This is a genomic window from Ferrovum sp. (assembly GCF_027317285.1).
Taxonomy (GTDB): Bacteria; Pseudomonadota; Gammaproteobacteria; order Burkholderiales; family Ferrovaceae; genus Ferrovum.
The window spans coordinates 13,237-33,747 of sequence record NZ_DAHVHV010000012.1; the positions used below are offsets into that span (position 1 = coordinate 13,237).

Below are 20,511 nucleotides of genomic sequence, written 5' to 3' on the forward strand. Positions count from 1 at the left end.
ATGTGTGTCTCGTAACCAGATGACCGATTCTACTCCGACTGGGATGCGCTCGGGGAGTTCCCGTTCTGCAAGCGCCGCCAGGCCCATTCCACATGTTCGCGCACCTGCTCGACGGGATGGTTGCGACGCTGGGCCAGTGCGGCCAGGGCCTCCGGGCTGGCAGGCCCGTTGCCCAGAGCCACGGCCACGTTGCGTAACCAGCGTTCATGACCGATGCGGCGGATGGGCGAGCCCGCCAGGTATGTCTGGAAATCCTCGGGGCTCCAGCCGAACAGAACGGGCAGGCTGAGATTTTTCAGTTCCTTGCGACGCAGAAACGCCCGTGCGCCCCGGGAGGTGTCGGCAAAGCGGTTCCAGGGGCAGTGCAGTTGGCAGTCATCGCAGCCGTAGATGCGGTTGCCGAAGAGGGGGCGCAGGGACTCGGGAATGGGGCCAGGGTGTTCGATGGTCAGGTAGGCGATGCACAGACGAGCATCCAGTTGGTAGGGGGCCACGATGGCCCGGGTGGGACAGACGGACAGACAGGTCTGGCAGGTGCCGCAATGGTCCTCTTCCGGAGGGTCGGCAGGCAGGGGCAGGTTGCAGAGCAACTCGCCCAGAAAGAAGTAGGAACCCCGCCGCTGCAGCAGCAAGGTATGTTTGCCGCGCCACCCCAATCCCCCCTGGGCCGCGATCTCCACTTCAAGAAGAGGTGCGCTGTCACTGAAAGGTCGCCAGGCAAAGGGTCCCCACTGCGTGGTCAGACGTTCGGCCAACTGGTGCAGGCGGCGGCGCATCAGGCGGTGGTAATCCTGCCCCAGGGCATATTGGGCGATCACGCCCCGGGCCGGATCGTTCAGGGCTTCATGGCAGGAAGCCAGGTCCTCGCCGAGATAAGGCAGGGAAACGGTGAGAATACAGGTGGTGCCCGGCCAGAGACGGGATGGGTCGGTACGCAGATCCGGATCCCGTTCCAGCCAGGTCATGGCCCCCTGATAACCGGCCGACAGCCAGGTGGCGAGGTGTTTGCGGGCGGTTTGCAGCGTGGGGCGACTGACCCGCACCGCGCTGAATCCCAGTTGGTGTGCTTCGCGCTCGAGGAGCGAGCGCAAGGCGAAAACGGATAGGGGGGGCATGAACCGGGTACAATGGGTGGACAGTTTGAATTATCAACCGAAAGAGGGCGGGATGGAAGAGGGAGGGGCGGCGCGGTGGCATCTGGCAGATCCCGAGGCAACCAGTGAGTGGGGGCGAGCGTGGGCGCCCTGTCTCGAGCCGGGACTGGTTCTGACCTTCTCCGGGGATCTGGGTGCAGGCAAAACGGCCCTCATTCGGGGGATTTTGCGTGGGCTGGGGGTCACGGGAACCATCCGTAGCCCTACCTATGCCTTGCTTGAAATTTATGAACTTTCGAGGTTATACTGTTATCACTTTGATTTCTATCGAATCGATACCCCCGAATCCCTGGAGGATAGTGGTTTTCGGGAGTGCTTTCGGAGCGACAGTCTATGCTTCGTGGAATGGCCCGAAAAAGTTTCTGCCTGGTTGCCCCCTGCCGACGTGGCCCTGACGCTGGAGCCCGCAGGAGCGGGGCGTCTGCTTCAGGTCCGGCAGGCTTCCGCACGTGGAATGAAATGTCTCGAACCTCTCTTGTCCACCTCCTTGCCGCGCTGATCCTGCTGGGGTCGGGCGTGCTGTCTCCCGCGGTTCACGGCGAGGAGACCCATATTCGCGCCGTGCGCCTGTGGCCTGCGAGCGACTATACCCGGGTGACGTTCGAAGCGACCCAGGCGATCCATGGAACCCTTTTTTCCGTGCCTAATCCCGATCGTCTGGTGCTGGATCTGGAGGGAGTGACCGCGACCCAGCCCCTCGAACAGATGGCGGCGCAATTGAGCCCCCAGGATCCCTACCTGCGCAAGATTCGGGTGGGTCATTTCAAACCGGGCGTGGTGCGGGTGGTTTTCGACCTGAAGGGGCCTGTCAATGCGACCTCCGCTCTGCTGGAGCCGGTGGGAGACTACGGTTACCGTCTGGTCCTGGATATTTATCCCGCCACGGTGACGCCGGATCCCCTTTCTCCCATACTCGATAAACCGGCGCTTCAGGTGCAGAATGACACACCGCCCGGCCCATCCTCCGGGGGCTCCCCTCCGGCGCTGGCGGCAAGTCCCATGGCCCCGCCTGTCGCGGTGGATGTGCCAAAGCATGAGACTGAGACCCGTTCGGGTGCGGGGGGGCCTGCGCCCAGGACGCTGATCATTGCCGTGGATGCCGGGCATGGCGGGGAGGACCCTGGTGCCCATGGCGAAGCAGGCACCCACGAAAAAAATGTCACCCTGGCCATCGCCCGGCGCCTCAAGGCGGCCATCGATGCCCAGCCTGGTCTGAGCGCTGTGCTGATCCGCGACGGAGACTATTTCATCCCGTTGCAGGAGCGGACAGCCAAGGCACACCGTCTGCATGCCGATCTCTTCGTGTCGGTTCATGCCGATGCCTACATCAATCAGGAGGCACGGGGCTCTTCCGTCTTTGCCCTGTCCGAGAAGGGCGCGACATCGGTGGCGGCACGCTGGCTGGCCAAACAGGAAAACGATGCCGACCTGATGGGGGGGGTGACCACCCCAACCCGTCAGGTCTACCTGGCCCAGACGCTTTTCGATTTGTCCCAGACCGCCACCATCAATGATAGTCTCAAGATGGCCCGTGCCGTGCTGGGTGAGTTGGATCAGATCAATGTGTTGCATCGTGGTTTTGTGGAACAGGCCGGGTTTGCCGTGCTCAAATCTCCGGACATTCCTTCCATTCTGGTGGAAACGGCGTTCATTACCAATCCTGAAGAGGAACGCCGTCTCAATGACCCCGTCTATCAGGAGAAACTGGCCCAGGCCATTGCCCATGGTTTGCAGGACTATTTACACAGGAGCGGTGCCTGGAGGCAGCATGTGACTACCCTGCCTCGCACACACCTGGCTGGCCGCACGCCATGAAGCGCATCACGCCGCTTTCTCCGCTTCTGATCAGTCAGATCGCTGCGGGAGAGGTGATCGAACGTCCGGCCTCCGTGCTCAAGGAACTGGTGGAAAATTCTCTGGACGCCAACGCACGGAACATCGTCGTACTCCTGGAAGAAGGCGGGGTCCGGCGCATTCAGGTGGAGGATGACGGGCACGGTATCCACCCCGATGATCTATCCCTTGCACTGCAGGCCCATGCGACCAGTAAACTGGCGGCGACGGACCCCCTGAACCACATCATGACTCTCGGTTTTCGGGGGGAAGCCCTGGCCAGTATGGCAGCGGTGGCGCGCGTGACCGTGACGGCGCGCGTGGCGGAGGCGGCACATGCATCGACCATGACCGTGTCCGGGGGACAGGTCGAGGGACCGTGCCCTGCGGCACGCAGTGTCGGGTGCAGTGTGGTGGTGGAAGACCTGTTTGGTCATACGCCGGCGCGGCGCAAGTTCCTGAAGAGTACCGGCACGGAATTTGGCCATTGCGATGAACTGTTGCGCCGTTTGGCTCTGGCCCACCCTGAAGTTGCTTTTCGGCTCTCACACCAGGGACGCGCCTTGCGCCATTGGCCAGCGTTGACGCTGGAAGCGCGCGTGCGGGGCATTCTGGGTGGGGAATTCCTGAACCAGAGTCTGGCCGTCGAGGACAGTGCCGGACCATTGCACCTGTCTGGCTGGATCCTGCACCCGACGGCTGCCAGTCGGGCGGAGCAATACCTTTTCGTCAACGGGCGTTTCGTGCGTGATCGATTGTTGACCCAGGCTGTTCGCCAGGCCTATCAGGACGTGTTGCACGGTCAGCGCCAGCCGGGTGGGGTGCTGTTCCTGAGTTTGGATCCGGCGCGCGTGGATGTGAATGTCCATCCTGCCAAAACCGAAGTTCGTTTTGAGGAGGGGCAGGCCGTTTTTCGCTTTGTCTGGCAGGCGCTCCACAAGACCCTGACCCGTACGACACCGGGGGGGCTGGGGTTCGTCGAGCGCCACCCTGCGGGGGGCGAGGAAATCCTTCCCCCGCCCGTGAAGGCAGGTTCGAGGTCGCCATCCTTTTCCGGGAGATCCGGCGAGTTACCGCTGCCGCCCCCCCGGTTCGTTGCGCCGGCCCCCATGCCGGACAAGGCTACGGGGTCCCCGCACCTGGGCGAACCTGACCCCTTTCATGCGGCCTTGTACGGCAACCCCATCATTCCCGTCGAAACGTCGCCATCTCCCGCTCAGGGAATGGTCGGAGTGCCCCGGCCCGGTGAAGAAGATGCCGACCTGCCGGGTGTGGCACCGGATCCGGTGCCGCCAGAGCGCTCGTCTTTCCCGCTGGGGCAGGCCTTGGCTCAATTGCACGGGGTCTACATCCTGGCTCAGAATGCCGCCGGGCTGGTGGTGGTCGACATGCACGCGGCCCACGAACGGATCCTGTATGAACGCCTGAAGGCACGCCATGCAACGGCAGGTGGGGGGCAAGCGTTTCTGGATCCTCCGCATTTCGCCCTCTCGGCACGGGAGTTGGCGGTTCTGGAAAGTCACGGTGACGTGCTCACCGCCTTGGGTCTCGATCTCGCGCTACGCGGACCTCAGACCGTGGTACTGCGCAGTTGGCCCATCGAGTTGAGCGGCGTCGATCCCGAACCGGTTCTGCGCCAGGTGTGGGCGGATCTGGAAGAGACGGGCCAGAGTCTGGCATTCGAAGCACGTCGTCACGAGGTCCTGGCCAGCATGGCCTGTCACGGCGCGGTGCGGGCCCACCATTCCCTTACATTGCCCCAGATGAACGCCTTGCTGCGTGACATGGAACGGTGTGAACGCGCCGATCAGTGCAATCATGGGCGCCCTACCTGGCGCCAGATCCCCCTCTCCGAACTGGATCAATGGTTTCTGCGCGGCCGCTGAACGCACCCCCGCTCCTGTTCCTGCTCGGCCCGACGGCCAGCGGCAAGACCGCTTTGGCCTGCCGATTGGCGGATGATTTTCCGGTGGAACTGGTGAATGTGGATTCGGCCAGCGTCTATCGCGGCCTGGACATAGGCGCAGCGAAACCGGATGCGTTCACACGGGCCCGTTACCCCCATCACCTGATGGACTGGGTGGATCCCGACGATCCCTACTCGGCTGCCCGTTTCGTGGCCGATGTCACGCCCCTGCTCGCTGCCATTCGTGCGCGTGGGCATGTGCCCCTTCTGGTGGGGGGGACCATGCTCTATTTTCAGGCGCTGCAACAGGGTCTGGCCGTTCTGCCCAGTGCGTCTCCCGAACTGCGGTCCGCGCTGGAGGCACGGGCCGAACAGGAAGGTTGGCCTGCCCTGCATGCCGAACTGGCCCGGGTCGATCCCGTCACGGCCGCTCGTCTGGCGCCCCTTGACCGCCAACGCATTCAGCGGGCGCTTGAAGTCTGGCACGTGACGGGGCAGCCTCTTTCGTTCTGGCATCAGGAACAGGCCCATACCGGTTCACCGGACCGGATCCTGACCTTGGGATTGATGCCCGGTCAGAGGGCTGCCTTGCACGAGCGTATCGTCCACCGCTTCGACCAGATGCTGGCGCAGGGACTGGTGGAGGAGGTGCGCCAGTTGCGCCTGCGTTATCCCCGCCTGACAGGCGAGATGCCGGCTATGCGTGCCGTGGGGTACCGTCAGGTCTGGCAGTTTCTGGAAGGGGAAGGCAGTGCGTCGGAAATGCGCCTGCGCGGCATCATTGCGACTCGGCAACTGGCGCGCCGCCAGTTGACCTGGGTGCGCAACTGGCCGGCACGGGTAGCCCTGGATCCAGACCAGATGGGGTGGGAGGAAACGGCCCGCGCATTGGTGGAACATTTCCTGAAGGGCCCCTGAGGCATTGCTGGCCGTCACATCAACGGAGGTCGTCTGCTTCCGGCAGGATGGCGGCGTGGCGGGTACCGTGGGCCAAGGTCAGTTGGACGTGATCGCCGGGTTTCAGACGTGTCGCGTCGTCGATCACATGCCCGGCGTCGTCTTGTACCAGGGCATAGCCGCGTGCCAGAATGGCGCGCGGGTTCAAATGCTCCAGCGTGCGTCTCTGCCGTTCCAGGTGCTGGTGTTGCCGTTCGAACCAGCGCTGGCGGCTTTGCTGCCAGCGCTGGTCGAGCGCGGCCAGAGACTGGCGCTGAAAGGCGATGCGCTGACCGGGGTGGACCAATCGTTGCGCCAGCGTGGCGAGACGTTGCCTTTGTCGTTCCCAGTAGCGTCGCTGAAGGTGCTCCCAGCGCAAGCGGTGTTGATCGAGGTGCAAGGCAATTTTTTCTACCCGGCGGCGTAACGCCAGGAAATGGCGTTCTTCCAGTTGAGCCAGTTGGTGCAGCAACTGTTGCCGTTCGGGGTGGACCAGTTCGGCGGCTGCGGTAGGGGTGGGAGCACGTCGATCCGCCACGAAATCTGCCAGGGTGAAATCGGTTTCATGGCCGATGCCCGTGATGACCGGGATTGGGCATGCCGCCAGTGCCTCGACCACGGGAGCTTCGTTGAAGGCCCAGAGGTCTTCCATGCTGCCGCCTCCCCGGCACAGGATCAGCACGTCACACTCGGCCCGTGCCCCGGCTTCCAGCAGGCGTGCGGCAATCTGTTGGGCAGCACCTTCTCCCTGGACAGGGATGGGATAGAGGATCAGGGAGACCTGCGGGGCACGGCGTTGCAGGGTAGTGAGTACATCGCGCCAGGCGGCGCCTACAGGGGACGTCAGAACACCGACCTGACGCGGCATGGCGGGCAGAGCGCGTTTGCGTGCAGGGTCAAAGAGACCGGCAGCGGCATACTGTTGCTTGAGGCGATTGAAGGCCTCGAACAGGGCGCCCAGACCGGCAGGACGCAGATTGTCCACCAGAATCTGGCAGGTTCCGTTGGGCGCGTAATAGGAAAGACTGCCCCGCAAACGCACGGCCATTCCATTGCTGGGGCGAACCGTGCTGCCGCTCTGGCGAAAACGGAACATCACACAGCGGATCTGGGCCTGAGCTTCCTTCAGATTGAAATACCAGTGCCCCGAGGAGGCCTCGGTAAAGTTGGAAATTTCCCCGAGAATCCAGCAGCCCGGCAGGGCTTTTTCCAGTATCGTCTGGAGGCGCTGAGTGAATTCGGTTACGGTATAACTTTTCTCGAGAACATCGGCCTCGGAACGGGAAAATGCTTCGGAAGGACTATGGTTGCTGGGAAATGAAGTCATGGTTCAAACAGGATAGGGATTGCGGGGTCATTGGCCATTTGTCAAGGGTTTTCGAACCGGGTATCGAACTGTATAGAAACTCTACGATGCAAAAAAAGTGTAACAAGGATAAGGGGTTGATCGGGTTTGGTCGGCACTGTTCACAAAGTTATCCACAGAGATTGTGGAAAACCCCAGGGTCGCGTCGGCCCATGGAAACTTGACGAGACAAGGGGCGTCCAACCTTTCCCGCTGAGTCGCCAACCGCTGGAATATCCATTAGACTGTGGCAGTTTAGTCGAATTTGGAGATAAAAAGGTGGATTCGGGACTGATGGCGGCTGGTTGGCCCAGTTTTCTGCTTTTGGGGGTGTCCGTGGGGGCTTTGGCCATCATCGTCGAGCGATTTTTGGTGCTGCGCCCCAAACGCGTACTTCCCCCTGGTCTGCTCGAGGAGGTGCTGGGGGAAATCGGTCGTTCGGGGGTGACTCCTGCCCTGGTTGGTCGTTTGTCCCAGGGAGCCCCCCTGGCGCGGGTCCTGGCTGCAGGATTGCGCAACGAGCGTCATGCCCGCGAGGTCATGAAGGAGGCGATCGAAGAAGCCGGCCGTGCCGTGGTGGTCGATATGGATCGGGCCGTCGGTCTGTTGGGTACCCTGGCCACGGTGAGTCCGCTGTTGGGGTTGCTGGGTACGGTGCTGGGCTTGATCGTGTTGTTCCGCGGTGGTGCAAGCGGGGATATGTCGCTCCTTTCCCAAGGCATCGCCCTGGCCTTGTATAACACGGCCTTCGGCCTGATCGTGGCCATTCCCGCCCTGATCTTCTACCGTTTCTTCCGGGGTCGGATCGAACGCTTGAGCAGCGACATGGAACAGCAGGCCATCAAGTTGGTGGAAGTGCTGCATGGAGACCGCCAGCCATGAATTTTCGGCGGGGCTGGCGAGAGGATGAACCGGAGGTCAACCTTATTCCCATGATTGACGTGCTTCTGGTGGTTCTCATCTTTCTCATGATCTCCACCCAATTTCGTCAGGAACATGGCATGGAGTTGCAACTCCCCCTGGGCGGGGGGGCCAGTACGAGTGAACGTGTCCATGAAATTACGCTTGCGGCGAATGGTCGCCTGCAACTGGACGGGAAGGATCTGGGATCCGACCCCGGGGCAACCGTTTTTGCCCAGTCCTTGCGCGCATTGCGCAGCCAGGGCGATGCCACGCTCGTGCTGGCTGCGGATGCCCGGATTCCTCATGGACAGGTAATGGCTGTTCTGGAGGCCCTGCGCAGTGCGGGGTTCCACCGCTTGCGGGTGCGTACGCGCCCGGCTGGGCCTTGAATGCGCGCGCGCCTGGAGCGCTGGCTCACGGGGCTCTGGTACGAGGGGCGGCGCACCGGCTGGATGCCTGTTCTGATTGGATTGAGTCGCCTGTATGGGTGGGGCCTGGGCTGGCGTCGCAGGACTTCGGCCTTTGCGTTGCCCGTACCCGTTCTCGTGGTGGGCAACCTGACGGCGGGCGGTACGGGAAAGACTCCGCTGACTCTGGCCCTGGCCCAGGCCCTGCGAGCCCGGGGTTGGCATCCTGGCATCCTCAGCCGTGGGTATGGGGGACGACACTCGACGCCGATGGAGGTCACCTCCGTTTCTTCTCCTGAAGAAGTTGGCGATGAACCCGTACTCATGGCGGGGCGTCTCCTGGCCCCGGTCTGGGTGGGGCGAGCCCGTGCCGCCGCAGGCCAGGCACTGCTGCGCACGCATCCGGATGTGGATGTCCTGCTGTGCGATGACGGCTTGCAACACCGGGCGTTGATGCGGAGCGTGGAGGTGGTGGTGGTGGATGGCGGACGCGGCTGGGGTAACGGTCGACTCCTGCCGGCAGGCCCCCTGCGCGAGCCCCTGTCTCGTCTGGCGCAGGTGGATGCCATCGTGGTCAATCAAGGCAGTGATCCGGATACGCCGCCCCGCTTTTCCCTGGAGGGCAGTTACGCCATGCGCTTGCGCGCGTCCGAGTGGGTGCATGTGCAACACCCGGAACGACGTGTTCCCTGGACGTATTTTCAGGGACAGAACTGCATTGGCGTAGCAGGGATCGGTAATCCGGAGCGTTTTTTCAGTCAGTTGGACCGTTGGGGCATTCAGGTACAGCGTTATCCCTTCCCTGACCATCATCCTTATCGGCGCACCGATTTGCCCGCAGATTTACGAAATCCTGTACTGATGACCGAGAAAGATGCGATAAAATGGCGCAGGCTGGGGCTGGACGATGCGTGGTACCTCCCTTTGGAGGCTCTCGTGGACACGGCCCTCATCGATCATCTCGCAACCCTACTGACCTCCAAGGAACCCCATGGATAGCCGTCTTCTGGAAATTCTGGTGTGCCCTCTGTGCAAGGGCCCCCTGCTTCACCGCCCCTCCCGTCATGAGTTGGTCTGCTCCCCCTGTCGTCTGGCCTATCCGGTGCGCGACGGGATTCCCGTCATGATGGAGACCGAGGCGCGTCGTCTGGCTGAGGATGAAACCCCGTGATCGTTCCTCCCTTTGTGGCGCTGGTGCCTGCCCGCATGGCATCGACCCGTTTCCCCGGAAAGGTTCTGGCAGAGATTGGGGGGACTCCCATGGTCCTGCATTGTGCCCAACGCGCCCGGGAAAGTGGGGCGAGCCGTGTCGTGATTGCGACGGACCATGCCGAAGTGCGGCAGGTGGCCGAAGCGGCAGGGTGGTCCGTGGTCATGACGGCAACCTCCCATGAAACAGGCACTGACCGGCTGGCCGAAGCCGTGGCACAACTGGATCTGGCACCGGATACCCTGGTGGTAAACGTGCAGGGCGATGAACCGTTGCTCGACCCCGAGACGATTCGCGCCGTGGCCCGGCGTTTGCATGAGCGACCCGACTGTGCGCTTGCCACGGCGGCCTATCCCATTACCTCCCGGGCGCATCTGGAACAGAAAAATGCCGTCAAGGTGGTGCTGGATCACCAGGATCTGGCCCTTTACTTCAGTCGCTCCCCCATTCCCTGGGCGCGTGACGCCTGGGCTCGGGATGCCGCGCTCTGGCCGGAAGATTTGCCCGCCTGGCACCACGTGGGACTGTATGCCTATCGAGTCTCTTTCCTGCGTCTTTTTGCTTGCCTGTCCCCGGCGCCGCTCGAGCGTCACGAAGCGCTGGAACAGTTGCGCGCCCTCTGGTACGGGTATCGCATTGCGGTTGTCCGCCTGGCGGCGGCCCCCCTGCCGGGGGTGGACACACCGGAGGATCTGCAACGCCTGCGTGAGGTCTGGGCCACCCGGGTGGCGTGAGACCATCCAATCATCGAAGTGAGCAAGGGAGAAAGAAACATGCGGTTGATTTTACTGGGCGCTCCGGGCGCTGGAAAGGGGACACAAGCCCAATTCATCCGGGAATACTACGGCATTCCACAGATCTCCACCGGCGATATGCTGCGGAGTGCGGTGCAGGCCGGGACTCCGCTTGGTCTGGCGGCAAAACAGGTCATGGAGAGCGGGGGGTTGGTGTCGGACGAGATCATCATCGGACTGGTGCGTGACCGGATCCAGGCGCCGGACTGTGCCAAGGGTTTTCTGTTCGACGGTTTTCCGCGTACCCTGCCCCAGGCAGAAGCGCTCAAGGAAGCCGGGGTCGCGCTCGACGTGGTGGTGGAATTTCAGGTGCCGGACGAAGACATCATTGAACGACTGTCGGGGCGGCGGATTCATCTGGATTCCGGCAGGGTCTATCATGTGCGTCATAGTCCGCCCCGCACCCCTGATCGGGATGATGTGACGGGGGAACCCCTGATCCAGCGGGAAGATGACCGCGCGGACATCATTCGAAAACGTTTGGCGGTGTATCATGCCCAGACCAGTCCTTTGGTGGCCTACTATTCGAACTGGGCAACCAGCGGTGAGGCGCAGGCCCCCCGTCTGGTACAAGTGGATGGGACGCGGCCGGTGGAAGAGGTCAGACAAGCCCTGCGTGCCCAACTGGGGGCCTGACCGGGATCGGGTGAAACGAGCCTGCGCAGGGTAGGGGAGCAAACACGACGAGGGAGATAATAATGAGCCAGACCAATGCGTTCTATGCCCAATCCGGAGGCGTGACGGCGGTGATCAATGCCAGTGCCTGCGGGGTCATCGAAACGGCGCGGCGCTACCCTGCGCAGATCGGTACCGTGTTCGCCGGTCGGAACGGGATCCTGGGGGCCCTGCATGAGGACCTGATCGATACCGAAAAGGAAACGGCTGAGGCCATCCGGGCGCTGCGCCATACGCCGGCGGGTGCTTTTGGGTCGGCACGCTACAAACTCAAGGGATTGGAGGAGAACCGGGCAGAATATCAGCGTTTGATCGAAGTATTTCGTGCCCACGGAATTGGCTATTTTTTTTATAACGGAGGGGGAGATTCCCAGGATACGGCGCACAAGGTTTCCCAGATGGGCGCTGCCATGGACTATCCCCTGATCTGTATCGGGATTCCCAAGACCGTGGACAACGATCTGCCCTTGACGGACTGCTGCCCAGGGTTCGGCTCGGCGGCCAAGTATCTGGCCACCTCGTTGCGCGAGGCTGCCCTTGATGTAGCTTCCATGGCCAAGACTTCCACCAAGGTATTCATCATGGAGGTGATGGGGCGGCATGCTGGCTGGTTGACGGCGGGTTGTGGCCTGGCTGGCGCCGGACCGGGAGAGGCGCCTCATCTGCTGCTGTTTCCCGAACTGCCCTTTGTGGCAGAGGATTTTTTGAAGCGGGTGCAGGAAACGGTGGAAACCAAAGGCTACTGTGTGATCGCCGTATCCGAGGGAATCAAAACCCCTGACGGAAAATTTTTGGCGGAAAGCGGTCTCAGGGATGCATTCGGGCATGCCCAGTTGGGTGGCGTGGCGCCCCATCTGGCCCAACTGGTGCGGGATCGGCTGGGTTACAAATACCACTGGGCCGTGGCGGATTATTTACAACGGGCAGCGCGCCATCTGGCTTCCCGGACCGACGTCCGGCAGGCCTACGCAGTGGGGCAGGCTGCGGTCAAACTGGCTTTGCGCGGGCGCAATGCCGTCATGCCGACGATTCGGCGTTTGAGCGATGAGCCCTATCGGTGGCGCATCGGTTCGGTTTCCCTGGCAGCCGTGGCCAACCAGGAACGCCCGTTGCCCCGTCATTTCATTACGCCGGAAGGGTATGGCATCACGGCAGAGGCGCGCCGTTATCTCGAACCTCTCATTGCCGGTGAGGACTATCCGCCTTATCGCAAGGGGGTGCCTGACTATGCGCGTCTCCAGTTGGTCTCGGTGGCACGCACATTACCCCCTTTCACGGGTTGATGCGTTCCAGAGTGGCGAAGGTCAGATCGTAGGCATTGTGCGCATCTGCCGGGTACGGACGAGAATCGACTTCTCGCCATTGCGCGGGATCCAGGATTGGAAAAAAAGTATCTCCCGGTACATCTGCGTGGATCCGTGTGACGTGCACGCGCGACGCGCGGGGGAGCAGCGACTCATACAAGGTTCCGCCACCAATCACGAAGACCTCGGGGACGGTCGGCAGGTTCGCCCATAGGGCTTCCAGAGAAGGGTAAACCAGACATCCTTCCGGTCGGTAGTCCTGGTTGCGGCTGATGACCAGATTGAGACGCCCCAGCAGGGGACGTCCGATGGATTCCTGGGTGCGTCTTCCCATGAGGACGGGGTGACCCAGGGTCACGGCACGGAAATGGGCGAGGTCGGCGGGCAGATGCCAGGGCATGGTGCCCTGATTCCCGATGACTCGTCCGGGCACGGTATGGGCCACGACGAACGAAAGGCGGGGCAGGTTCGATTCAGGCGGCACGTGCACGTTTGGCTTCCTCCATCAGAAAGCGTTGATAATCTTCCAGGTCGCCCTCGAAGTCCTGCACTCCGCCCCCGGTGACCAACCAGAACTCGTCACAGACGGCTCGGAGGAGGGCGCGGTCATGACTGACCAGCAGTACGGTACCCTCAAATTCGTTGAGGGCCACGCTCAATGCCTCGCGTGTAGCCAGATCCAGATGGTTGGTGGGTTCGTCCAGCAGGAGCAGATTGGGCCGTTGCCATACGATCATGGCCAGAACCAGGCGGGCTTTTTCACCGCCGCTCAGGGTTCCCACCCGTTGCGCCAGCATCTCGCCGGTAAAGTTGAAGGAACCCAGATAGTTGCGCAAGTCCTGCTCCCGTCCCTGAACCCAGCCTCCCTTGCCCTGGGCAATGGCCGCTTTGGCCAGGCGAATCATATGGGCGAGTGGGGTGTCTTCCGGTTGCAGGACATCCAGTTCCTGTTGGGCGAAGTAACCGAGGGTAAGACCCCTTCCCTGGACCATCTCGCCGTTCAGGGGGGGAAGGACCCCCGCCAGTGTCTTGATGAGGGTGGATTTTCCTTGACCATTGGCCCCCAGAATGCCGATGCGCTCTCCGGCCTGTACCGAACGGCTGACCTTGTGCAGTATGGTGCGCGGCAGGGAGGATTCTTCCAGGGAATCGGTGGCGGGGGGATAGCCCAGATCGGTACGACGCAGGCTGAGCATGGGGTTGGGTAAATTGAGCGGTTCCTGAAATTCGAAAGTGAATTCTGCTTCGGTCAGTACGGGGGCGATGCGTTCCATCCGTTCCAGTGCCTTGACCCGGCTTTGGGCCTGTTTGGCTTTGCTGGCCTTGGCCTTGAAGCGGTTGATGAAATCCTGCAGGTGGGCGATTTTATCCTGCTGTTTCTGATGGGCAGCCAGTTGAAGGGAAAGTTTCTCGGCACGTAGGTCTTCGAAGGTGCTGTAGTTGCCTCCATACCGCGTCAGTTGGGCTCCGCTCAGGTGCAGGGTCACCCGTGTCACGGCATCGAGGAAATCGCGGTCATGGCTGATGACCAGCAGCGTGCCTTCATAGCGTTGCAACCAGGCTTCCAGCCAGACCAGCGCATCGAGATCCAGGTGATTGGTGGGTTCATCCAGAAGCAGCAGGTCGGAAGGGCACATGAGCGCACGGGCCAGTTGCAGACGCATCCGCCAGCCCCCAGAAAAGCTGTTGACCGGCTGGTGTAATTGTTCCGTTTTGAATCCCAAACCAAGGATCAGGGTCTGGGCCCGGGGTTCGGCCGTATGCGCATCCACTTCCTGCAACGCCATGTAGGCATGGGCCATGCGCATGCCGTCTTCACTGGCCTCCGCCGCTTCCACTTCCCGTTGCGCCTCCAGCCAGCGCGTATCCCCTTCCATGACGAAACGGGTCGCGCTGGCATCGGTCTCGGGCATGTCCTGGGCTACCTGGGCCAGACGCCAGGCCGGAGGAATGCTGAAATCCCCGCCGTCTTCCCGCAGGGTGCCGTCGAGCAGGCGAAACAGGGTGGATTTGCCAGCGCCGTTGCGTCCCACCAGGGCCACCTTTTCGCCTGGGTTGATGGTGATGCTGGCTTTGTCCAGAATAATCTTGGGGCCCCGGCGCAGGGTGAGTTTCTTGAGGGTGATCATGAAGGTTCTCGCATCAGGGTACGGGCCGTCCACAGAGCAATGAATGTGAGCGTTGCGGCGGCGCAGAGATAATAGCCTACAAAGTCCAGACCCCATTGTTTGGCCAGGAAAGTGGCTATATAGGGGGCCAGGGAAGCGCCCAGAATACCCGCCAGGGTAAAGGACAGGGAGGCGCCCGTGTACCGTACGGGCGGGGGAAACAGTTCGGCCAGGGTGGTCCCCATGGGGCCATACGTTCCCCCCATGAGAAAGAGTCCCAGACTCAGGAAAATTACGGTATTTCCCCAATTGCCTGCCTTGAAAAGATGTCCGAAGGCCAATCCGAAGAGAAAGATGGCAACGGAGACCCAGAGCAGGACCGGCGACCTGCCGAAACGGTCACCCAGTAGGGCCGAGAGCGGGATGCCCAGAGCAAAGAAGAGGATCCCGATCAGTTGGGCGTGCAGGAAGTCGCCCTTGGGGTAATGCAGGGCCGTTGTGCCCCAACTGAGGGTGAATACCGTCATGAGATAGAACAGAACGAAAAGGGCAAGGGCGCTCAGGGTTCCAAGCAACAGGGGACGACCATGTTGGGTGAAAATCGTGCGCATGGGGAGAGCCACCTGTTGGTGGTGGTTCGCCACTTCCAGAAAGACTGGAGTTTCAGTCAGTTTGAGGCGGACATACAGGCCGATTCCGATCAGCAGGGCGCTGGCAATGAAGGGGATCCGCCAGCCATAGGTCAAAAAGTCCTCCTCCGTGAGAAGTCCGCTCAGCCCCAGAAAGGTACCACTGGACAGAATGAAACCCAGGGGAGCACCCAATTGGGGAAACATGCCGTACCAGGTTTTTTTGTGGGGCGGTGCATTTTCCGTGGCGAGCAGGACGGCCCCCCCCCATTCCCCTCCCAGACCCAGGCCCTGGCCAAAGCGGAAGATGGCCAGGAGAATGGGGGCGGCGATTCCGATGGTGTGATAGGTGGGGAGCAGACCGATGGCGACGGTGGAGGGGCCCATGGTCATGAGAGAGGCCACCAGCGTGGCCTTGCGTCCGATGCGGTCACCAAAATGACCAAAGAGTATGGCGCCGACGGGGCGGGCAAAAAAGGCCAGTGCGAAGGTGGCAAAAGACTGGAGGAGGGCCGATGCAGGGTCCGAAGAAGGAAAAAACAGTTTGGGGAACACCAGAACCGCTGCCGTGGCATAAATGTAAAAGTCAAAAAACTCGATGGTGGTGCCGGCCAGACTGGCAATCAGGACCCGCACCGTGGAATTGCCGGTGGTTTGCATGGAGGGAAGTCGGGATGGTTGTCGAAATAATTCAGGACCCTGGATTATACGCGCAATGACGGAAAACTTTTCACTCGGGAAACTTTCCAATACACTGTTCCTTTCACCTTGGAAATTGCCTGTGACCACGCTACTCTTGGGTTTTTTATTCGGTACTTTTCTGCAGTACGCGCGCCTTAACCGTTTTGATACCATTGTCGGCATGGCGCTTCTCAGAGATCTGTCCGTGGCCAAAACCATGGCTTTTGCCATCGGATTGGGCATGTTGTTGATGCAAACGGAAATTCAGATGGGATGGGCCAGCGATCACGTCAAGCCTTTGATCCTTGTTGGGGTTGTGGGAGGTGGCGTGTTGTTTGGCATGGGAATGGCCATTCTGGGTTATTGTCCGGGTACGCTCGCCATTTCCCTGGGGCAGGGCAGTCTGGATGCGCTCGTGGGGATCTTGGGCGGACTGGCGGGGGCGTTATCCTTCGCCGTGGTGTTTCCTCTGCTTTCTCCTCTGCTGGGCCCGGATCTGGGTAGTATCTCCCTGAAAGGGAGCCTTTCCGCGCCCACTTTCTGGATGACCCTCGTGCTGCTGGGAGGGGGCCTCATGGGGGTAGCCCTTGCACTCCACCGGGTCGATCCGCGGGGGTGGTCATGGTTGTATGCCGCCGTGGGCCTGGCCCTGCTCAATGTGGTGCTCGACCTACCCGCCATTGCCGGTCACCCCATGGGGGCCTCCACTGCCTTTCCCTGGTTGGCGATGACACTGACCGGGATGGGTGCGCCAAACTACTGGCACAAGATTGCCGAACCCGGTGCCTGGGAGTTCCATTTTTTGATCGGAGCCTTTCTGGCAGGGCTGGTTTTTTCTCTGATTCAGAAAGAGTTCCGTTTCAGGGCAGTGCCCGACCTTTGGCGCGAATACCATGGCAACAGTTCCTCCCGCCGTTTTTTCTGGGCTTTCGTGGGCGGGATCCTGTTACTGTTTGGCGCACGCATGGCCGGCGGATGCACGTCCGGGCACATCATTTCCGGAGGCATGCAACTGGCTGACAGCAGCCTGCTTTTCGCCCTGGTGGTCTTTCTCTCCTTTCTGACCACCGGGCGCCTGTTCCACCGTCAGGGCAGGGTAGGGTAGTCGGTATAGCCGATGCGTGGATCGGGACGACCGTAACCATAAAAACTCTCTGCCTCGAAGGGGGCAAAGGGGAGCCCCTCTGCAATCCGCCGAGGCAAATCCGGTGTGGAGATGAAATATTTTCCGAAGGCCACGGCATCAGCTTTGCCCTCTGCCACCTCCGCCTCGGCACTGGCTGCCGTAAAACCTTCATTGGCGATGAGGACTCCACCGAAACGACGCTTGAGTTCCGGGCTGAGACGATCCGTTCCCAGGGACTCGCGGGTACAAAGGAAGGCCAGGTGTCGTTTCCCCAACTGTTCGGCGACATAGCCGAAGGTGTGCAGGGGATCGCTGTCTCCCATATCGTTGGCATCCCCGCGTGGGGCGAGATGGACTCCCACTCTCCCTGCGCCCCACACCGATACTACCGCATCGGTGACTTCAAGCAGGAGGCGAGCCCGGTTTTCCACCGGTCCTCCATAGTCGTCTGTCCGTTGGTTGGTGCTGTCCTGCAGGAACTGGTCGAGGAGGTAGCCATTGGCTCCATGAATTTCCACGCCATCAAAACCGGCTCGTTGGGCATTGAGTGCTCCCTGCCGATAGGTTTCCACCACGGTGGGCAATTCGGATCGCTCCAGAGCGCGAGGTGTAACGAAGGGACGGTGCGGGCGTAACAAATTGACGTGCCCGGCAGGGGTCACGGGGCTGGGAGCCACGGGCAACGCCCCCTCCAGGTAATAAGGATCGGAAATTCGTCCCACATGCCAAAGTTGCAGGAGGATGCGTCCCCCTGCGGCGTGAACGGCTTCCGTGATCCGACGCCAGCCGACGATCTGTTCTTCGGACCAGATTCCGGGTGTGTCGGGATATCCGACGCCCTGAGGAGAAACTGCGGTGGCTTCGCTCAGGATCATTCCAGCACTGGCCCGCTGGGTATAGTATTCGGCCATCAATGCATTAGGCACCCGGCCGGCGCTGGCACGGCAACGTGTCAGGGGGGCCATGATGATCCGGTTGGGCAACGAAAGATCACCCATGACAAGGGGGGATAACAAAGTGGTCATTGAAAAAACTCCTGAATTAGTACGAAGACGAACTATTTTGACACGGTTTCATGCAGAAGAAAAGCCCGAGGTTATTGTGGTTGTTTCGAGACAGTGGGGAAAAAGAAGAGTAGAATCCCTGCACTCAACAGTTCGGGGTGTAGCTCAGCCTGGTAGAGTACTACGTTCGGGACGTAGGAGTCGGAGGTTCGAATCCTCTCACCCCGACCATCGAAGACAGGGTTCGGCGCCGTGTTTTCATGGTCATTGAATGAATCCGGGAACTACTTTTCGTTGTTCTGGTCCCTGCACCAGGAGCGTGGTGCGGGTGGACGCGCTTGAAGAGTTTTCACGCCCAAACCTGATGATGCCTTCCGCCGGGAATCCCTGCGGTTCGAGTGGGTTTGGTTTCGACCGGTTTCATGAAGAGATGAGGATCCCCATGCGCGTGTTGATGGAACCTGCCGCCCCACCTTCCCATCTGCTCAAGAATTCGATCGACATCTTTCCGTGGGATGATAATTTCAAGACCGGTTTGCCTCAGATCGATGACCAACACCGTGTTCTGGTCTCTCTTCTCAATAAATTGGCCAGTCATGTGGCCTTTCGGTCTGGGACGCTTTCCCTGGAGGAAGTGTTCGATGCGTTGACCGATTATACGATCTATCACTTCAAAAGCGAGGAGGCGATCTGGGCCGACGTTTTTGCGGATGATCACTCGATGGCAGAACACCTGGCGGTCCACGAGCATTTCATACAGACCCTGAATACACTCAAGGTGGCCCGGAAGAAAGCCCCTTTCGACCAGGTGGCCCATGATGCCCTGGAATTTCTGACCCGCTGGCTCGCTTCTCATATCCTCGAAAAAGACCGCTTCATGGCCTATACCGTCCTGGCCATGCAGGGAGGTTTGCCCCTGGAAGAGGCCAAGGCGCGGGCTCATCGTCAGATGGAAGGCGTGACACGAAACCTGATCGACATCATCCTGTCGCTGTACTCCGTACTTTCCTCCAATACCCTGCATTTGATGCGAAAACTGGATGAGCATCAAAAAATGGAAGAAGCCTATCGGGAGCAAAGACGACGCATGGAGCATCTGGCGCGCTTCGATGCCTTGACCGGGTTGCCCAATCGCGTGCTATTGACCGAAAAAGTCCAGGAAATCATGGATCAGGCTGGGCCACATTTTCTGGCCATCGTCAATCTGGGACTGGATGGCTTCAAAGTCATCAATGATACCTACGGTCATGAAATGGGCGACCGCGTCCTGATCACCATGGCGGAAAGAATCCAGGGCATCGTAAGAGGCCGGGACATCGTGTCCCGGCCGGGCGGCGATGAATTCATCGTGGTGCTTCGTGATATTCACGAACTGGATGCATGTATCCCGTGGTTGGCGAGTTTGTTGGCGGCCTCGAGGAAGACCATCCCCATCGACGCGGGTCGTACACTGAAGTTGTCTGCCAGCCTGGGGGTGAGTTTTTATCCTCAAAATGAGGAAATCACCCCGGATCAACTGTTTCGTCAGGCCGATCAGGCTCTGTACCAGGCCAAACAGGCGGGCAAAAATTGTTATCATGTCTTCGATATGGCCCATGATCATGAGGTTCGGGACCGTCTTGAAAATCTGGAACATATCCGGCGGGGTCTGGAACGTCGGGAGTTTGTCCTTCATTATCAACCCAAGGTCAATCTTCGGACCGGTGCCATCCTTGGGTTGGAGGCATTGATTCGTTGGCAACATCCCCACAGGGGACTGTTGTTGCCCGACCAGTTTCTGCCCCTGATCGAGAATCACCCCCTGGCCCTATCCCTGGGAGACTGGGTACTGGATATGGCGCTGAATCAGATCGAGGACTGGATGACCCAGGGATTGCCCCTTGCCGTCAGCGTGAACGTGTGCGGCCAGCAACTTCAGACTCCGGGATTTACCCAACAACTACGCGACGCATTGGCGCAACGTCGAAAGGGCGTGGCCCGATATCTGGAACTGGAGGTACTGGAAACCAGCGCGCTGGAGGATATTTCTCAGGTGACCAAGGTTATCCACGACTGCATACGTCTGGGGATCCAATTTTCGATCGATGATTTTGGAACCGGCTATTCTTCGCTCTCCTATCTCAAACGCCTGCCGGTGCATACCTTGAAAATCGATCAGAGTTTCGTACGCGGCATGCTGGAGGACCCGGAAGATCTGGCGATTTTGGTGGGTGTGCTGGGTCTGGCCGAAGCTTTTCAGAGGAAGGTCATTGCGGAGGGGGTGGAAACGCTGGACCACGGAGAGAGGTTGCTGGATTTGGGGTGCGAGGGAGCACAGGGGTATGCCATTGCACGTCCCATGCCCGTCGACAAGATTGTCCGTTGGGTTGCCACCTGGCAGGTTCCGAACTCCTGGGCATTTCGCCCCGTGCGCCGTAAGGGCGACCTGTCGTCCTTCATGCATGAGGCGAGTCAACGAGCCTCGAAAAAGACAAAATCAAAAAGGTAGGAGCAAGC

General features: G+C 60.6%; 19 protein-coding genes and 1 tRNA gene. 14 read left to right on the forward strand and 6 right to left on the reverse strand.

The window, feature by feature from the left end; genetic code table 11:
• Positions 1-29 precede the first annotated feature (29 nt).
• Positions 30-1,115, reverse strand: coding sequence for a tRNA epoxyqueuosine(34) reductase QueG (queG, locus tag M6F29_RS04455; protein WP_298157697.1), 1,086 nt, complete (start codon positions 1,113-1,115; stop codon positions 30-32).
• Here queG and tsaE point away from each other — a divergent pair.
• Genes tsaE through miaA form a run of 4 tightly spaced genes read left to right on the forward strand, consistent with a single transcriptional unit; the run spans position 1,114 to position 5,811 of the window.
• A complete protein-coding gene (tsaE, locus tag M6F29_RS04460) occupies positions 1,114-1,653 on the forward strand; it encodes a tRNA (adenosine(37)-N6)-threonylcarbamoyltransferase complex ATPase subunit type 1 TsaE (RefSeq protein ID WP_298157698.1) in 540 nt (179 codons plus the stop codon). The two genes, queG and tsaE, sit on opposite strands and share 2 nt — an antisense overlap.
• A complete protein-coding gene (locus M6F29_RS04465) occupies positions 1,614-2,969 on the forward strand; it encodes an N-acetylmuramoyl-L-alanine amidase (RefSeq protein WP_298157699.1) in 1,356 nt (451 codons plus the stop codon). The genes tsaE and M6F29_RS04465 overlap by 40 nt, the downstream gene beginning before the upstream one ends.
• Positions 2,966-4,873, forward strand: a complete 1,908-nt coding sequence (mutL, locus tag M6F29_RS04470; RefSeq protein WP_298157700.1) for a DNA mismatch repair endonuclease MutL — start codon at positions 2,966-2,968, stop codon at positions 4,871-4,873. The genes M6F29_RS04465 and mutL overlap by 4 nt, the downstream gene beginning before the upstream one ends.
• Complete coding sequence (miaA, locus tag M6F29_RS04475; RefSeq protein ID WP_298157701.1) at positions 4,852-5,811, forward strand: tRNA (adenosine(37)-N6)-dimethylallyltransferase MiaA; 960 nt, start codon at positions 4,852-4,854, stop codon at positions 5,809-5,811. Before mutL ends, miaA begins: the two co-directional genes overlap by 22 nt.
• Positions 5,812-5,830: 19 nt before the next feature.
• Here miaA and xseA read toward each other — a convergent pair whose 3' ends face one another.
• On the reverse strand, positions 5,831-7,156 hold the full coding sequence (gene xseA, locus M6F29_RS04480) for an exodeoxyribonuclease VII large subunit (RefSeq protein WP_298157702.1): 1,326 nt from the start codon (positions 7,154-7,156) through the stop codon (positions 5,831-5,833).
• A gap of 312 nt (positions 7,157-7,468) precedes the next feature.
• On the opposite strand from xseA, the gene M6F29_RS04485 reads away from it, so the two are divergent.
• The 7 genes from M6F29_RS04485 to M6F29_RS04515 all read left to right on the forward strand — a co-directional run bounded on the left by M6F29_RS04485 (position 7,469) and on the right by M6F29_RS04515 (position 12,446).
• Positions 7,469-8,056, forward strand: coding sequence for a MotA/TolQ/ExbB proton channel family protein (locus tag M6F29_RS04485; protein ID WP_524537663.1), 588 nt, complete (start codon positions 7,469-7,471; stop codon positions 8,054-8,056).
• On the forward strand, positions 8,053-8,466 hold the full coding sequence (locus M6F29_RS04490) for an ExbD/TolR family protein (RefSeq protein ID WP_298157703.1): 414 nt from the start codon (positions 8,053-8,055) through the stop codon (positions 8,464-8,466). The genes M6F29_RS04485 and M6F29_RS04490 overlap by 4 nt, the downstream gene beginning before the upstream one ends.
• Entirely contained in the window at positions 8,467-9,483 is a 1,017-nt protein-coding gene (gene lpxK, locus M6F29_RS04495) for a tetraacyldisaccharide 4'-kinase (RefSeq protein ID WP_298157704.1), read from the forward strand.
• A complete protein-coding gene (locus tag M6F29_RS04500) occupies positions 9,476-9,655 on the forward strand; it encodes a Trm112 family protein (protein ID WP_297453523.1) in 180 nt (59 codons plus the stop codon). Before lpxK ends, M6F29_RS04500 begins: the two co-directional genes overlap by 8 nt.
• Complete coding sequence (gene kdsB / locus M6F29_RS04505; RefSeq protein ID WP_298157705.1) at positions 9,652-10,428, forward strand: 3-deoxy-manno-octulosonate cytidylyltransferase; 777 nt, start codon at positions 9,652-9,654, stop codon at positions 10,426-10,428. The genes M6F29_RS04500 and kdsB overlap by 4 nt, the downstream gene beginning before the upstream one ends.
• Before the next feature lie 39 nt (positions 10,429-10,467).
• On the forward strand, positions 10,468-11,124 hold the full coding sequence (adk, locus tag M6F29_RS04510) for an adenylate kinase (protein WP_297500702.1): 657 nt from the start codon (positions 10,468-10,470) through the stop codon (positions 11,122-11,124).
• A 62-nt stretch (positions 11,125-11,186) separates the two neighbouring features.
• Complete coding sequence (locus tag M6F29_RS04515) at positions 11,187-12,446, forward strand: 6-phosphofructokinase (RefSeq protein WP_298157706.1); 1,260 nt, start codon at positions 11,187-11,189, stop codon at positions 12,444-12,446.
• Here M6F29_RS04515 and M6F29_RS04520 read toward each other — a convergent pair.
• Genes M6F29_RS04520 through M6F29_RS04530 form a run of 3 tightly spaced genes read right to left on the reverse strand, consistent with a single transcriptional unit; the run spans position 12,436 to position 15,864 of the window.
• Complete coding sequence (locus tag M6F29_RS04520) at positions 12,436-12,957, reverse strand: dihydrofolate reductase (protein ID WP_298157707.1); 522 nt, start codon at positions 12,955-12,957, stop codon at positions 12,436-12,438. The two genes, M6F29_RS04515 and M6F29_RS04520, sit on opposite strands and share 11 nt — an antisense overlap.
• Complete coding sequence (locus M6F29_RS04525) at positions 12,941-14,596, reverse strand: ABC-F family ATP-binding cassette domain-containing protein (protein ID WP_298157708.1); 1,656 nt, start codon at positions 14,594-14,596, stop codon at positions 12,941-12,943. The genes M6F29_RS04520 and M6F29_RS04525 overlap by 17 nt, the downstream gene beginning before the upstream one ends.
• Positions 14,593-15,864, reverse strand: coding sequence for an MFS transporter (locus M6F29_RS04530; protein ID WP_298157709.1), 1,272 nt, complete (start codon positions 15,862-15,864; stop codon positions 14,593-14,595). The genes M6F29_RS04525 and M6F29_RS04530 overlap by 4 nt, the downstream gene beginning before the upstream one ends.
• 121 nt (positions 15,865-15,985) lie before the next feature.
• Here M6F29_RS04530 and M6F29_RS04535 point away from each other — a divergent pair, with 121 nt between their 5' ends.
• On the forward strand, positions 15,986-16,990 hold the full coding sequence (locus M6F29_RS04535; protein ID WP_298157710.1) for a YeeE/YedE thiosulfate transporter family protein: 1,005 nt from the start codon (positions 15,986-15,988) through the stop codon (positions 16,988-16,990).
• Here M6F29_RS04535 and M6F29_RS04540 read toward each other — a convergent pair.
• Positions 16,972-18,036, reverse strand: a complete 1,065-nt coding sequence (locus M6F29_RS04540; protein ID WP_298157711.1) for an alkene reductase — start codon at positions 18,034-18,036, stop codon at positions 16,972-16,974. The two genes, M6F29_RS04535 and M6F29_RS04540, sit on opposite strands and share 19 nt — an antisense overlap.
• Positions 18,037-18,169: 133 nt before the next feature.
• Between M6F29_RS04540 and M6F29_RS04545 the strand changes: the two genes are divergently transcribed.
• A tRNA-Pro gene (locus tag M6F29_RS04545) sits at positions 18,170-18,246 on the forward strand.
• Between the two features lie 211 nt (positions 18,247-18,457).
• Positions 18,458-20,503, forward strand: a complete 2,046-nt coding sequence (locus tag M6F29_RS04550) for a putative bifunctional diguanylate cyclase/phosphodiesterase (RefSeq protein WP_298157712.1) — start codon at positions 18,458-18,460, stop codon at positions 20,501-20,503.
• Positions 20,504-20,511 lie beyond the last annotated feature (8 nt).